The organism is Nocardia canadensis, from assembly GCF_032656385.1.
In the GTDB taxonomy this organism is placed as follows: domain Bacteria; phylum Actinomycetota; class Actinomycetes; order Mycobacteriales; family Mycobacteriaceae; genus Nocardia; species Nocardia canadensis.
Map to the genome: position 1 here is coordinate 303,887 of NZ_JAVCWB010000001.1, position 14,354 is coordinate 318,240.

General features: G+C 69.4%; 15 protein-coding genes. 4 read left to right on the forward strand and 11 right to left on the reverse strand.

The window, feature by feature from the left end; genetic code table 11:
• Positions 1-82 precede the first annotated feature (82 nt).
• The 5 genes from Q7X29_RS01375 to Q7X29_RS01395 form a co-directional block, all read right to left on the reverse strand.
• Positions 83-814 carry an MBL fold metallo-hydrolase gene (locus Q7X29_RS01375; protein WP_316573078.1) on the reverse strand — a complete coding sequence of 244 codons (732 nt, stop codon included), beginning with the start codon at positions 812-814 and terminating at the stop codon, positions 83-85.
• 49 nt (positions 815-863) lie between these two features.
• Positions 864-1,064: a hypothetical protein gene (locus Q7X29_RS01380; protein ID WP_218722247.1), complete on the reverse strand. Its 201-nt coding sequence runs from the start codon at positions 1,062-1,064 to the stop codon at positions 864-866.
• Positions 1,065-1,142: 78 nt separating this feature from the next.
• Entirely contained in the window at positions 1,143-3,158 is a 2,016-nt protein-coding gene (locus Q7X29_RS01385) for a M13 family metallopeptidase (protein ID WP_316573079.1), read from the reverse strand.
• Between the two features lie 67 nt (positions 3,159-3,225).
• Complete coding sequence (locus Q7X29_RS01390; RefSeq protein ID WP_316573080.1) at positions 3,226-3,591, reverse strand: DUF397 domain-containing protein; 366 nt, start codon at positions 3,589-3,591, stop codon at positions 3,226-3,228.
• 10 nt (positions 3,592-3,601) lie between these two features.
• Entirely contained in the window at positions 3,602-4,453 is an 852-nt protein-coding gene (locus Q7X29_RS01395; protein ID WP_316573081.1) for a helix-turn-helix domain-containing protein, read from the reverse strand.
• Positions 4,454-4,662: 209 nt separating this feature from the next.
• Between Q7X29_RS01395 and Q7X29_RS01400 the strand changes: the two genes are divergently transcribed.
• Positions 4,663-5,190: a hypothetical protein gene (locus tag Q7X29_RS01400; RefSeq protein WP_218722251.1), complete on the forward strand. Its 528-nt coding sequence runs from the start codon at positions 4,663-4,665 to the stop codon at positions 5,188-5,190.
• Between the two features lies 1 nt (position 5,191).
• Here Q7X29_RS01400 and Q7X29_RS01405 read toward each other — a convergent pair whose 3' ends face one another.
• Positions 5,192-5,968, reverse strand: coding sequence for a pirin family protein (locus tag Q7X29_RS01405; RefSeq protein ID WP_218722252.1), 777 nt, complete (start codon positions 5,966-5,968; stop codon positions 5,192-5,194).
• A gap of 165 nt (positions 5,969-6,133) precedes the next feature.
• On the opposite strand from Q7X29_RS01405, the gene Q7X29_RS01410 reads away from it, so the two are divergent.
• Positions 6,134-7,396, forward strand: coding sequence for an MFS transporter (locus Q7X29_RS01410; RefSeq protein WP_316573235.1), 1,263 nt, complete (start codon positions 6,134-6,136; stop codon positions 7,394-7,396).
• Here the strand turns inward: Q7X29_RS01410 and Q7X29_RS01415 are convergent.
• Positions 7,365-7,646 carry a hypothetical protein gene (locus Q7X29_RS01415; RefSeq protein ID WP_316573082.1) on the reverse strand — a complete coding sequence of 94 codons (282 nt, stop codon included), beginning with the start codon at positions 7,644-7,646 and terminating at the stop codon, positions 7,365-7,367. The two genes, Q7X29_RS01410 and Q7X29_RS01415, sit on opposite strands and share 32 nt — an antisense overlap.
• Positions 7,647-7,718: 72 nt before the next feature.
• Here Q7X29_RS01415 and Q7X29_RS01420 point away from each other — a divergent pair, with 72 nt between their 5' ends.
• Entirely contained in the window at positions 7,719-9,269 is a 1,551-nt protein-coding gene (locus Q7X29_RS01420; RefSeq protein ID WP_218722254.1) for a DUF4185 domain-containing protein, read from the forward strand.
• Here Q7X29_RS01420 and Q7X29_RS01425 read toward each other — a convergent pair whose 3' ends face one another.
• Genes Q7X29_RS01425 through Q7X29_RS01435 form a run of 3 tightly spaced genes read right to left on the reverse strand, consistent with a single transcriptional unit; the run spans position 9,270 to position 11,670 of the window.
• Positions 9,270-10,127 (reverse strand): 5-oxoprolinase subunit C family protein, encoded by an 858-nt coding sequence (locus Q7X29_RS01425; protein WP_316573083.1) that lies wholly within the window; start codon positions 10,125-10,127, stop codon positions 9,270-9,272.
• Between the two features lie 53 nt (positions 10,128-10,180).
• A complete protein-coding gene (locus Q7X29_RS01430) occupies positions 10,181-10,900 on the reverse strand; it encodes a 5-oxoprolinase subunit B family protein (RefSeq protein WP_218722256.1) in 720 nt (239 codons plus the stop codon).
• Positions 10,901-10,914: 14 nt separating this feature from the next.
• Entirely contained in the window at positions 10,915-11,670 is a 756-nt protein-coding gene (locus Q7X29_RS01435) for a LamB/YcsF family protein (RefSeq protein ID WP_316573236.1), read from the reverse strand.
• A 94-nt stretch (positions 11,671-11,764) separates the two neighbouring features.
• Here Q7X29_RS01435 and Q7X29_RS01440 point away from each other — a divergent pair, with 94 nt between their 5' ends.
• The gene (locus Q7X29_RS01440; protein ID WP_316573084.1) at positions 11,765-12,619 is read left to right on the forward strand and encodes a hypothetical protein; all 855 of its coding nucleotides are present in this window, start codon (positions 11,765-11,767) and stop codon (positions 12,617-12,619) included.
• On the opposite strand, the gene Q7X29_RS01445 is transcribed toward Q7X29_RS01440, so the two are convergent.
• The gene (locus Q7X29_RS01445) at positions 12,620-14,056 is read right to left on the reverse strand and encodes a CCA tRNA nucleotidyltransferase (protein WP_316573085.1); all 1,437 of its coding nucleotides are present in this window, start codon (positions 14,054-14,056) and stop codon (positions 12,620-12,622) included. It abuts the gene before it with no gap.
• Between the last annotated feature and the right edge of the window lie 298 nt (positions 14,057-14,354).

Genomic DNA, 14,354 nt, shown 5'->3' on the forward strand with positions numbered 1-14,354 from the left:
CTTACTGTACTTTCACTCTCGAAAACGCGACTTGCTCGGTGGCTATTCGCATTTACTGGCTCAGATGCCACCGATGAGTCGACTACTCGCTGTTGGCAGTTCCGGACCGGACGGCTGTCGCGCGGGCTCGAGCGACGGCTTCGGCCACACCACCGGTGAAGAGGAGGCCGTGGCCCGGCAGAACCAGATCGGCCGGAACGGACTCGAGCGCGGCGAGTGCCGCCAGGGTGTCGGGGACGGAGTGATGGAAGAAGCTCGGGAGTAGCTGGGGCCCTTGGATTCTCGAGGTCGGGTGCGCGGTGACCAGGGAGTCGCCGGTGGCGACGGCGCCGGCCGCGGGCAGCTGGAAGGCCGAATGGCCCGAGGTGTGGCCGGGACAGGCGATCGGGATCGGGTTGCCGGGGAAGTCCAGCGCGCCGGCGGTGGGGAAGGGCTGGATGTGGGCGACGGTGTTCTTGCGCAGACCACCCGCCGCGGTGATCCGTGCGGCCCACGCGATAGTGCTCCGATCGGTGAGCCGTTTGATCACGTCCAGGGGCGTGGCCGACTCATGGCATTCCCCCCGTGCGTGCCGCACCTCGACCGCACTGGTGTACGCGGGAATCCCGTAGCGCCGGTGCAGATGATTCAGCGCCCCCACATGATCGAGATGGGCATGGGTCAGCAACACCGCGACGATGTCCTCGGGCCGATGCCCGAGCTCACGCACCGCCTGCTCGATGACCCCGGCATCACCGAGCCAGCCGGCATCGATCAGCGTGAGCGCCGACCCCTCCCGCAGCAGAACCATATTCACATCGGTCCCACGAATCACGAACGTATCGTCAGCGACCTGCTTCCAGCGCACCCCACTACCGTAGCGATCAAACAACCCGTCCGCCGACGAGCCCATCGAGCTCGATGGTCAGTGGGCACGGGTCGGTCAACGTCACCGACCCGGTCGCCCTCGGCGTAATGCGATATTCGCCGCGCACCGCGGATTCACCAGAAGTCGCGATCTCGATAGCCACCTGGATCTGCTCGGCACGCAGCCGAGTTCGGTCGCCGACCTCGGAGCCGACCACCACTACGTCCGGCACCCGCCGCGGCGAACGCGCCTGTGATCGGTCGCGGCCCAGATCATCGCACCAGGTGACAGTGGTCTACCAGATTGTCACGCGCTCGTCGGGAGCCAGGAAGAGTTTGTCGCTGGGCGTGACGTCGAAGGCTTCGTAGAAGCTGTCGATGTTGCGAACCACGGCGTTGCAGCGGAACTCCGGCGGGGAGTGCGGGTCGACGGCGAGGCGGCGGATGGCCTCCTCGGGGCGGGCCTTGGTGCGCCAGACCTGGGCCCAGCCGTAGAAGACGCGCTGCAGGCCGGTGAGCCCGTCGATGACCGGGGGCTCGGCACCGTCGAGGGAGATCTTGTAGGCGGCCAGGGCGATCGACAGGCCACCCAGGTCACCGATGTTCTCGCCGATGGTGAACTCGCCGTTGACGGTGTGCTCATCGGCCAGGTCGGCGGGGGAGAGCACGTTGTACTGGTCGATCAGCGCCCTGGTGCGCTTGCCGAACTCGGCGCGGTCGGCGTCGGTCCACCAGTCCTTCATGTTGCCGTCGCCGTCGTACTTGGCGCCCTGATCGTCGAAACCGTGGCCGATCTCGTGGCCGATCACCGCGCCGATGCCGCCGTAGTTGGCGGCGTCGTCGGCGTTCATGTCGAAGAACGGCGGCTGCAGGATCGCGGCCGGGAAGACGATCTCGTTCATGCCCGGGTTGTAGTAGGCGTTGACCGTCTGCGGGGTCATGAACCACTCGCCGCGGTCCACCTCGCCACCCAGTTTGCCCAGGTCACGGTCATGGTCGGCGGCATATCCGCGACGGTAGTTGCCGACCAGATCGGCCGGGTCGACCTCGACCGCGGAGTAGTCACGCCAGGTGTCGGGGTAGCCGATCTTGGGGGTGAACTTCTCCAGCTTGGTCAGCGCGGCGGCGCGGGTGTCCGGGCCCATCCACTCGAGGTCGGCGATATTGCGGCGATAGGCCTCCTGCAGATTGGCCACCAGCTCCACCATCCGCGCCTTGGCCTGCGGCGGAAAGTGCTTGGCCACATACAGTTTGCCGACGGCCTCGCCGAGCAGCTCCTGCACCAGCGAGACGCCCCGCTTCCAGCGCTCGCGGTTCTCCTGCGCGCCGGTGAGGGTGCGGCCGTAGAAGTCGAAGTTCTCGGCGACGATCTCGTCGGTCAGGAACGGCGCCCTGGCGTGCAGCACCTGCCACACGGCCCAGTCGCGCCAATCCGCTTGCGGCACCGCGGTCCACGCCTGCGCGAAGGCGCGCACGTAGTCGGGCTGGCGCACGACGAGCTCGGCGAACAGCTCGGACCCGCTGCGGTCCACACCCGCGGCGACGGCGTCCACCCAGGCGGCCCAGTCGAATTCGGGGTTCTCGGCGACCAGGTCGGCGAACGTGGTGAGGTTGTAGCTCTTCTCGGCGTCGCGACGGCGCACCACGTCCCAATGGCCGGCGGCCAGCGTGCGTTCCAGCTCGAACACGCGGCGGGCCGCGTCGGCCGGATCGGCGGGCACCAGCCCGGCCAGCGCCGGGTCGGCGGCGGCGATGGTGAACATCTTCGCGAGATGGGCCTGGTAGGCGTCGCGGATCTCGGCGAATTCGTCGGAGCGGTAGTACGACTCGTCCGGCAGACCGATGCCCGACTGGGTGGCGTGCACCAGGTAGCGGGTGGAGTCCTTGTCGTCGGTGTCGACGTAGTAGCCCAGCGCGCCGCGCACGCCGGTGCGCTGCAGGCGGCCGAGCAGCGCGGCGAACGCGCTCGGGCTGTCGACCTCGGCGATCTCGCGCAGCTCGGCGGCGACCGGCGCGAAACCGGCCGCGGCCACCGCGTCGGTGTCCATGAAGCTCGAGTACAGGTCACCGATCTTGCGGGCGTCGGCGTCGTCGGACGCGTTCGCCGCGCTGTCCTGGATGATCGCCTGCACGTCGAGCTCGGCCTGGTCGTACAACGTCCGGAAGGCGCCGTCCACCGCGCGGTCGGCCGGGATCTCGTACCCGGCCAGCCACTGCCCGTTGACGTGCGCGAACAGGTCGTCCTGGACGCGCACCGCCTGGTCACGGAAGGACAGATCGATACCGGAGGGACTGATCGGATCGGAAGTCACGCGCTCCAGTATGCCGACAACCTCCGACGCGTGTGGCGGCCTCGGACCCCGCACCCGCGTACCGCCGTCAGGCGCAGACGAACTCGTCGTCGCGGACGCCGGCCACGAAGGCCTCCCATTCGCCGGCGGTGAAATGGAGTCGGATGTCGTGGTGGCGGAGGGTGGCGGAGCCGTCGGCGGCTACCTGGGCGAGCAGGGTGGGGTGGCGGCGGTCGCTGAGCAGGCAGTGCAGGAACGCGGTCCACAGGTCGGTCTCGACGGTGATGATCGGCTCGTCGAGGCCGGCGTTCATCGGATTGCGACGAAATTTGCTGTCACGTATCTGAACGATGTCGCCGTCGAAGCGGACCTCGACACACTGGTTACCGTTATTGGAGCGCGACGATGTGAACCAGCCGTGATCGGCCGGGCGGCGACGAGCGGTGGTGGACATACCCAGAATCTTACACGCTGGCATACTCCCTGATCAGCGCGAGAGATTCGGTGCGGGAAAGGGATTGCTCCCTGGCCCGCACATACGCGAAGCCGAGATCGCGCACCTGCTCGGCGTCGTCGACCGGGCCACCGAAGACGGCGCTCTCGGCCCACGCGAAGGTAGGTAGCTGATCGCTTGCGAAGTCGATCAGATGGAAGCTGGAACCGCCGAGCACCGCCCCTTCGGGTGCACTGAACGGGATGACGCGCACATCGACGGAATCGAGTTCGCGCATCAACTCCACCAGGTGTCGCAGCTGCCCCCGCAGCACCTCGGCGCCGCCGGTCTGCTGGCGCAGCGTGGCCTCGCCGAGCACCGCGGTGAGCTCGAGCGGCTCCGGGCCGCGCAGCCGCTGCTGCCTGCGCAGCCGGATCGCGACCAACTGGTCGACCTGGACCGGGCGGATCATCACGTCGGCGCTGATCAGGGCGCGCGCGTAGGCCTCGGTCTGGAGCAGGCCGGGCACGATCAGGCTGTCGTAGCTGCGGATGCTCTGCGCGCCCGCCTCCATCCCGTAGAGCCGCTGCAGTTCGGGACCGATCAGCGCCGAGGCCGTGGTCCACCAGCCGCGCTGCTTGCTGGCCTCGAGCAGGGCGAGCAGTTCGGTGCGCTCGTCGGCGGTGACATCGAGGACGTCGAGGACCGGTTCGATGGTGGTGCGGGTGAGAACGCGCCTGCCCTTCTCCACGTGCGACCAATTGGCCGGCGTGAAGCCGACCCGGCGGGCGAACCCCGCCGAGTCGAAGCCACGCTGCTCGCGCAGTTCACGCAGGCGCAGCACCAGTTCCCAGCGCGCGGCGGTCGGCGAAACGGGGGACATGTCCGAATATGCTACGCCGACCGACACGCTAGCTACTGACTATTGTCAGCGTGGTTGTGCGGCATTAGGCTGTGTAGAACGGCAATTTTCCCTTACGTCCTGCCGTTATGAAAAAGTTTCCCGCTCCACCCGTTCGTGATGAAACGATCCACTCCGATCGAGCGAATCCACAGCTACATCGAGTCACCGTCGACAGAGACGAGGTCGTGATGAGCACGTCGCGCACAGATGACAAAGGCGGGTATACCGCGGCCGAGGAGTACTCGGCCACTCAGGATGCGCTGGCGCGCTGCCGTCACTACCGCAAGCACAACGGGCTCTACGGTGTGGTCGACTCGACGCTGGGACGGATCATGTTGGAGATCGGCGCGGTGGGGGCGGTGGTCATGCCGTCCACGCTGGGGGAACGGGTGCGCGGCCTGCTGATCGGCCGCGGCCAGCGCTGCGGGCCGATCATCGCCCATCCCCGCTCCGGCCGCTGGACCTTCCTGACCGGCCCCACCGACAATTCCTACCTCGACACCGTGCTGTTCGCCGATCTGTTCCGGGTGTGCGCCTCGGTGGCCCTACCCGGCAGCGAGATCGTGCTGCCCTCGCCGGCCGACGAACGCAGCGGCTACCGCACCTGGATGCAGGAACCCGACGGCGACTACCGGCCCGATTTCGCCCAGATCGTCGCCGCCACCCGCACGAACGCGCGGTCGGCGGCGCTGCTGCGGGAGCCCGGTTCGGCCTGAGCTACTGCCCACCCAGGCGCGCGTGCATCTCCCAGACGAGGACCTCGGCGTCCCCGTGTGGCCGCACCAGCTGGCCGCCGGAGCGGGTCAACCGGACCGCGTCGCCCTGCGCCAAGGTGCCGACGCCTTCGAGCTCGACCTCCCCGCGCGCCACGAAGACATGCAGGTAGGGGGCTTCCGGCAAGGTGACGCCCGGACCGTCGGCGGGCAACCGGGCGACATGCATGGCCGCGTGCGAGGAGTTGATCGCGATGGCGGTGCGATCGCGATACCGGGGTAGCCCGGAGGCCACGGTCACCAAGCCGCCGCCGGCGAGCTCGTCATCGATTTCGAGCTGCTGATAGCCCGGATCGACCCCGGGCTCGTCGGGCACCACCCACATCTGGACGAAATGCACCGGTTCGTCGTGCTCGGGCAGCTTGCCGTCGAGGCGCCAGGAGTCGTTCTTCTCCGAGTGCAAGATTCCGGTGCCCGCGCTCATCCGCTGGGCCAGCCCCGGATAGATGATGCCGCTGTGGCCGAGCGAGTCCTGGTGCACCAGGCTGCCGCCGAGCACCCAGGTGACGATCTCCATGTCCCGGTGCGGATGGGTGTCGAAGCCCTCGCCGGGCAGCACCACGTCCTCGTTGTTCACCAGCAGCAGCCCGTGATGAGTGTTGTCGGGGTCGTAGTGCTCGCCGAAGGAGAACGAGTGTTTGGAATCGAGCCATGAGATCCGGGTCTTCATCCGGTCACCACCGCGGTGCAGTTCGATCCGCGGTGTCGTCGATGTGGACATACGTTCCTCCTGCTCGCACCCGTACCGCCGCCTCAATTCTGGCACCACTATTCTCACGAGGTGTCGACTCATCGCCTTGACGGCTCGAATCCGGCGGATGAGTCACCTGCCTCGCTGCGACATCTGCTGCGCGAGAGCCGCGGTGTCTTCCGGCGGAATCCGCAGATGCCGCGCCTGGCGCTGCTGCGGCTCGCGGCCCAATTCGGTGACGGGATGTTCCAGGCCGCGCTCTCGGGCGCCATTCTGTTCAACCCCGAACGTGAGACCGATCCGCTGGCGATCGCCGCCGGTTTCGCGGTGCTGCTGCTGCCGTACTCGCTGCTCGGGCCCTACGCTGGCGCGCTGCTCGACCGCTGGGACCGGCGCAACGTCCTGCTGATCGCCAGCGTGGCGCGGGCGGTGCTGATCGGGCTGGCCGCGATCGGGCTGTTCGCGGGGATCGACGAGACGCCGCTGTTGCTGCTGGCGCTGGCGACCGTCGGCATCAGCCGGTTCGTGCTGGCCGGGGTGTCGGCGGCGCTGCCGCGGGTCCTCGAACAGCGCTGGCTGGTGCCGATGAACTCGGTGCTCGCGACGGTCGCCTCGGTGTGCGCCGGGGTCGGCGCCGCGGCGTCGGTGGCGGTGATCGCGCTGATCGGGGCCGGCGATGCCGCGTCGGCGGTCGCCGTGGCGCTGAGCGGGATCGGCTCGGTGGTCGGCGCGGTGCTGGCCGCGGGCTTCCGGCACGGCGTGCTCGGGCCCGAAAGTGGTTCGGCCACTTCGGAGAGCACCGTGCACGCGATCGCCACCGGTCTGCGCACCGGCGCGGTCGCGGTCTGGCGCGCGACGACGGTGACGACGGCGATGATCGGCATCGGCGCGCATCGCGTCGTCTTCGGCATGAACACCCTGATCATGGTGCTGGTCCTGCGCCAGCCCACCGGCAACGACGAGATGAGCGGGGGACTGGTCGGATTCGGTGTCGCGATCGGATTCGCGGCGGCGGGCATGCTGCTGGCCGCGATCCTCGCGCCGGTGCTGATCCCACGCCTGGGCAGGCCGCGCACGGTCCTGCTCGGGCTGGTGACCGCGGTCGCCGTGCAGCTGACGCTGGTGACCCCGATCGCGCTGGCCACCGGCGCGTCCGTCGACAACGCGCACCGCCTGCTGCTGGCCGGTGCCTTCGGGCTCGGGCTGGCGGGCCAGACGATAAAGCTGACCGGCGACGCGAGCATGCAGATCGACATCGACGACGATCACCGCGGGCAGGTATTCGCCCTGCAGGACACTGTTTTCAACATCACCTTCGTGCTCGCGATCGCGGTCACCGCGCTGGTGATCCCGGCCGACGGCCGCTCGATCGGCGTGGTGCTCGCCGGCGCGGCCGTCTACGCGCTCGGGGTCGTGGCGATCGCGCTCAATGCCCGTCGAGCCAGGGCGGCCTGCTGAGCGCGCCGGCCGGTTCCTGGGCCAGCACCGCGCGGTGGTCGACCACGAACAGCGGGATGTCGGGCACGACGCTCTCGGCCGCGCCGTCGCGATCGGAGTCCCACGGGGCGTCGTCGACGCCGGTGTCACCGTCGAAGGAGAGCCATAGCGCGTCGGCGACGCCGGTGTCGGCCAGGGCCAGCTCGGCCTGCCCCGACCAGTGATGCACGATGCCGTCGCCGGTCCCGAAGACGAACTCGATGTCGTTCACATACGGGTTGGACGCGCGCGCACGCCGTCCGGTTCCGGAAAATCCGAACTACATCAGTGGTATTTGTTGGGCATGGGCACAACGCTGGTACCGCACGGTTCGACCGCACTCGGTGCACTGCTGGCGGTAGTGCTCGCCGCGCCCGTGCTCGCGGCGCCGTTCCCGTGGACACCGCCGCCGGTGAACATCTGTGGCGAGACGGGATTCGACCCGCTCAACCGGCTGCCCGATCCCGCCGCGCCCCCGCCGCCGATCATCGCGCCCACCATCGACATCCCGGTCATCGTGCCGGAGCTGACGCCGGTTCCAGTGCCCGATCCGCCGCACGACAACACCCGCGTCGCACAGGCGCCGTTGCCGTCGGATCCCTGCCGCAATCCGTGCCCCGAGGTCAGGGACACGCCCGAACCCGACGACGGGATCGACGAGTCGGGCGGCACCTCGACCGGCTCGGGATCGGGGTCCGGATCGGGGTCGGCGATCTCGCTGCCGCGCATCCGGATCAGGCCCGAGATCGAGACCATCCCGATCCCGGTGCCGGGCGGTGAGGGCGAACCGGCGCAGGAGCCGCCCGCCCCCGTGGTGCGCCCGGTCGAGCCGGGTCCGGTGCGGCCCGCGGTCGCGGCCCGGACGGTGGAATCGGTGCGGCTCGTCGAGCAGGTCACCGGGCACGGGTCGAGCAATCGGACCGATATGCGCTGGCAGGTCGACGGCACCGACCTCGGCCTGTTCTGGGAGACCGAACCGGGCAAGGTGGCCATGGTGTTCGGTGACACCTTCGGCGAGGGCTGGACCTACGGCGGCGCCGGCGCCGACAGTGCCGACTGGCGCTCCAATGTGCTCGCCTACAGCACCGACAAGAACCTCGACGACGGCCTGGTCATCGATTCGATGGTGCAGGACAGCCCGTGCCATGCCGCCGAACTGCTGGGCAGCCGCAAGATCAGGAACTGGGAGACCACCACGATTCCGACCTCGGGGTTCGCGATCGGCAAGCGTCAGTTCCTGAGCTACATGTCGGTCAACCACTGGTCGAGGGTGCCCGGAATGTGGCTGACGAACTACGGCGGGCTGGCCTACTCCGACGACGGCGGGCAGACCTGGACCAAGGATCAGCACGCTCGCTGGGAGAACATGTTCGGCGTCGGCCGGTTCCAGGTGGCCGCGATGGTGCCGCACGGCGACTACGTCTACATGTTCGGCACGCCCAACGGGCGGATCGGCGTGATCGGCCTGGCCAGGGTGCGCAAGGACGACGTCCTCAACAAGACGGCCTATCAATACTGGGTGGACGGCAACTGGGCGCCGGCCGCGGAGAATTCGGCGACGCCGCTGGTGCTCGGCATGGCCAGCGAACTGTCGGTGCGGTTCGACGAGGAGAGCCGGCAGTGGCAGATGGTCTACCTCGACCCCGCCGCGAACCAGATCGTGCTGCGCACCGCGGCGCAACCGCAGGGAAGGTGGACCGAGACGGTCCCGCTGGTCTCCACCGCCGACTATCCCAAGGCGTACGGCGGGTTCATCCACCCCTGGTCGACCGCGCGTGACCTGTACTTCACGATGTCGGCGTGGGACAGCTACAACGTGTACCTGATGCACGCGCGGCTGAATCCGCCGCGCTGATCAGCGCGCGAGCACGAACCGTAGGCGCTCGCCGGGCCGTGCCTGGGCCACCCGGTCCACATCGGCGTCGAGCACCACGGCGATGACCGGATAGCCACCGGTGATCGGGTGATCGGCGAGGAAGACGACCGGCTGACCGCTCGGCGGCACCTGGACCGAGCCGAGCGCGACCCCCTCCGCGGGTAACTCGCGGGTGATCGCGCGGGCCAGCGGCGGGCCGTCGGCGCGATCCAGGCGCGCGCCGATCCGGTCGGTGTCGGTGGAGACCACCCAGGAACCGTGGAACAGCTCGCCGGGATCGGTGAACCACTCCGCGCGTGGGCCGGGCAGGGCACGCACGGTCAGCACTTCCGGCGGCACCGGGACCGGCGCGAACTCGACGGTCGGCAGGGTGCGCGGCGGCGGTCCGACCGGCAGTTGCGTACCTGTCCGCAGCGGTTCGGGGCCGATGCCCGACAGGGTGTCGCGGCTGCGCGAACCGAGCACCTTGGGCACGTCGATGCCGCCGCGCACGGCCACATAGCTGCGCAGACCCGACAGGGCCAGGCCGAGCCGCAGCACCTGCCCCTCCGCGAGTTCGAGCACGCTGGCATGGCCGACCGGGGTCCCGTCGACGGTGGCCGGGGCCGGGGCGCCGGTGACCGCGACGGTGAGATGGGCGTCGGCGCGCAGGGCGAGTCCACCGAGCAGCACCTCGATGGCGGCCAGCTCCTCCGGATTGCCGACCAGCCGGTTCGCCAGGCGCAGTGAGGCGCGGTCGGCGGCCCCCGCCTGGCCCACCCCGGAATCGAACCAGCCGGGTCGCCCCAGGTCCTGGATCGTCGCGAGCGGCCCCACCCGCTCGATGAAGATCAGCATGCGATCACTCCCCGATTCGCTGTCGAGGCGGCGCATCGTTGAGCAGCCTGGTGTTATGCCTTGTCCCCGTCGGCCGCCGTATCGACGAACCGTACCGCCGTTCCCGCCCGTACCAGCGCGGGCGGATCGCGGTCGACCACCCACATCCGCAGATCGGTATTGCCGATCAACTGCCACCCGCCCGGCGTGCCCCGCGGATACACCGCCGAATAGCCGCCCGCCAGCGCCACCGCGCCGGGCGGGATCGCGGTGCGGGCCTGAGCCCGGCGCGGCACGGACAACCGGCCGTCGGGCGAGGTCAGATAACCGAAGCCGGGCGCGAAACCGACGAACGCGCACCGCCAGACGGTTCCGGTGTGCGCCGCGATCACCTCGGGTACCGAGAGCCCGAGCAGGTCGGCGACCTCGGGCAGATCGGCCCCGTCGTAGCGGACCGGAATCTCCACGACGTCGTCGGGAAACTCGCTGTCGGGCAGTGTTCCACGGGAAACATCGGGCGAATCCGGCTGTGGCGGTTCTTGATCCAGGCGGTCCAGCAGAGCGACCAGCTCGCGCCGCACCTGGACGCCGTAACTCACCGAATGCATGGTCACCAGAACGGTTTCCGCGGCGGGCAGCACATCCTGGACGCCCGCGATGGCGTGCACGCGCAGGGCCGAGGCGAGGCGCTGCACCGGGCGTGGATCGTCGAGGGTGATGAGCATCGCGCGGTCGCCCGCGGGCCGGATGCGCGCGTTCCAGTCGTTCGTGGAGTCCCTCGTTGCCTCGTCCATCCTGCCTCCCACCCTCAGCCGAACGGCTCCACCGGTATTCCGGCGTCGTCGAGCGCCCGTCGAATCCGGCGGGCCATCTCCACAGCGGCGGGGGAATCGCCGTGTACGCACACACTCGCCACGGACACGGCGACCGTACCGGGACCGTCTACGGTACGCGCGGTGCCCGACAGCGCAAGAGAAACCGCCTGCGCCACGGCGTCGTCGGGCGACAGCACCGCCCCGGCAACTCCGCGCGACGCCAGCGTGCCCGTCGCGGTATAGGCGCGATCGGCGAAACCCTCGCCGACGAAACGCACACCCACCCGGTCGGCCGCCCGTTCCAGCTCGGTGCCCGCCGGGCCGAGCAGCGCGAGCCCGGTGTCGGCCTCGGCCACCGCCGCCAGCACGGCGTCGGCGAGCAGCCGGTCCCGCGCGGCGGCGTGGTACAGCGCGCCGTGCGGCTTCACATAGTGCACCCGGTCGCCGGCCGCGCGGGCGAAGGCCGCCAGCCCGCCGATCTGGTACAGCACCTCGTCGCGCAGGTCGGCCGGGGCGATGGCGATATCGCGGCGGCCGAAGCCGACCAGGTCGCGATAGCCGACGTGGGCGCCGATCCGCACGCCCTTGGCGACCGCGAGTTCGCAGGTCCGCCGCATGGTGGAGGGGTCGCCGGCGTGGAAACCGCAGGCGATGTTGGCGCTGGTGACGATGTCGAACATCGCGGCGTCGTCGCCCATCCGCCACGGGCCGAAGCCCTCGCCCAGGTCACTGTTCAGGTCCAGCGGCATGTCTTCGAGCATGAACGATTCCGTTCGCGCCGTCGTCACCGGGGCGCGGTTGCGCGGCCCCCGGTTGTGACGCGACCCCAACACGCCGCCGACCATGGCCGCCGCGCCCGCGGCCAAGTACGCTCGGACCATCATGGCCACGTATTTCGATCCGAAGTCCTGGTCACTGTCGGGCGCTGTCGATCTCGGCAAACGCCTGCTCGACCCGTCATGGATCGATCAGTGGCTCGGCTTCACCACCTCCTGGGCCGATCCCGTCGCCGACCTCGGCTCCGGCACCGTGACCGCGCTGATGCCCGACGTGTTGATGACCGTGCTCAGCGAGGGCATCCTCAGCCGATTCGGCGGCCAGGAAGTCAGCGCCACCCTGCTCGGGCACGACCTCACCGCCACTCTGGACGTGTTCAAGGTGCGCAGGCGGGGCGCGCATTTCCAGAGCAAGACGGTGCTGTCGGACCTGGTCTGGGACTCGCATCCGTTCGACGCCGTCACCGTCATCGCGCACGGGGTCCGGCTGATTCCCGGCGTGCCGACCAAGATCCGGGTCCAGCAGCTCGACATCGAGGGCACCATCGGCATCGGCGCCCTGGTCGAGTGGGTGGACGCCCAGAATCTCGACTGGCGGGTCCACCTGGACGACCGCGGCCGCATCGTCGCCACCCACCGCACCCGCAAGATGCGTGCCCTGGTCGACGCGCAGGTCTACGACAACCTGCTCACCATCGACATCCGCAAGGCCACCTGGCACGGCATCCGGCTGCCCAAGCGCGCGGTGCCCGCCCCCGCGCTGCTGCTCGACGACCTGCCCAACCGGGCGAGCATCACCTACGCGCACCGTCGCGGCGACAAGGTCCGTTTCCGGATCGAACTGCCCGAGACCACCGGTTCGTTCGACCTGGCGCAGATCCGCGCGGCCATCGTCGCCGGGACGACGCTGATCGTGTTCTGATCAGGCGTTCTCGGCGGCCCACCACTCCAGCAGCGCGGCCTCGGCTTCCTCGCGGGTCATCGGGCCCCGGTCCAGCCGCAGGTCCTTGAGGTACTTCCACGCCTTGCCGACCTGCGGTCCCGGCGACAGGCCGAGCAGCTCCATGATGGAGTTGCCGTCCAGGTCCGGCCGCACTCGCGCCAGGTCCTCCTGCTCCCTGAGCGTGGCGATGCGCTCCTCGAGCTCGTCGTAGGTGGCGCGCAGGGCGGCGGCACGACGCTTGTTGCGGGTGGTGCAGTCGGCGCGGACCAGCTTGTGCAGGCGATCGAGCAGGTCGTCGGCGTCGGTGACGTAGCGGCGCACCGCCGAGTCGGTCCATTGACCCTTGCCGTACCCGTGGAAGCGCAGATGCAGGAACACCAGCCGCGCGACCTCTTCGGTGAACACCTTCGGATACTTCAGGGCGCGCAGGCGCTTGCGCACCATCTTCGCGCCGACCACCTCGTGGTGGTGGAAGCTCACGCCGCCGCCCGGCTCGTTGCGCTTGGTGTCGGGCTTGCCGATGTCGTGCAGTAGCGCGGCCCAGCGCAGCACCAGGTCGGGGTCGCCCTCCTCCTGGTCGATCGCCTGGGAGAGCACGGTCAGCGAGTGCTGGTAGACGTCCTTGTGCTGGTGGTGCTCGTCGATCTCGAGCTTCATCGCGGGCACCTCGGGCAGCACGCGCTGGGCCAGGCCGGTGTCGCACATGAGGTTGATGCCGTCGATCGGATGCGCGGCGCCGATCAGCTTGTCGAGTTCGGTGCGCACCCGCTCGGCGGTGATCCGGTCGATCTGCTCCGCCATCTCCACGATCGCGGCCCGCACCCGCGGCGCCACGTCGAAACCGAGCTGGGCGACGAAACGGGCGGCGCGCAGCATCCGCAGCGGGTCGTCATCGAACGAATCCTGCGGCGCGGCAGGGGTATCGAGCACGCCGTCGAGCAGGGCGTCGAGACCGTCGAGCGGGTCGACGAATTCGAGCGAGCCGTCGGCGGCGATCTTCACCGCCATCGCGTTGACCGTGAAATCGCGACGGACCAGGTCGCCCTCGAGGGTGTCGCCGAAGGTGACATCGGGGTTGCGCGAGACCCGGTCGTAGGTGTCGGCGCGGAAGGTGGTGATCTCGAGCTGCTGATCGTCCTTGGCCGCGCTCACGGTGCCGAAGGCCAGGCCGCCGGTGTCCCACAGGTGGTCGGCCCAGCCGCGCATCAGTTCCTGCACGACCTCGGGACGCGCGTCGGTGGTGAAGTCCAGGTCGTTGCCCAGCCGCCCGAGCACGGCGTCGCGGACACTGCCGCCGACGAGATAGAGGGAATGCCCACGCTCGGCGAACATCTCGCCCAGCGGTGTCAGCACATCCGATAGCTGCCCCAGTGTCACCGCCGCCGCGGCCAGCAGCCGCGCACGCCGATCGGCCACAGCATCAGGGACAACGTTCGGAGAGACCACGAAGAGGCAGCTTACCGACGACGTCGAATCGATTCCCGAGCCCGACCCGGCGGACCATCCGTTGGTCGGCAGCCATTGCTGTTCTGGATGACGCGAGCACATGGGTAACTCCGCAGCCGCCGTCCGGTCGTCACGTACCCATCGCGGGACCGACTGCCAGCGGCCGTGCTACCGGGAGAGACGCTGAATTCCCGGGGAGGCGGGCGAGCGGGGCGGGCCAGCTAAGCTGGCGGGGTGTCTCCTCCGGCCGATCGCGCGAACAGTCGAC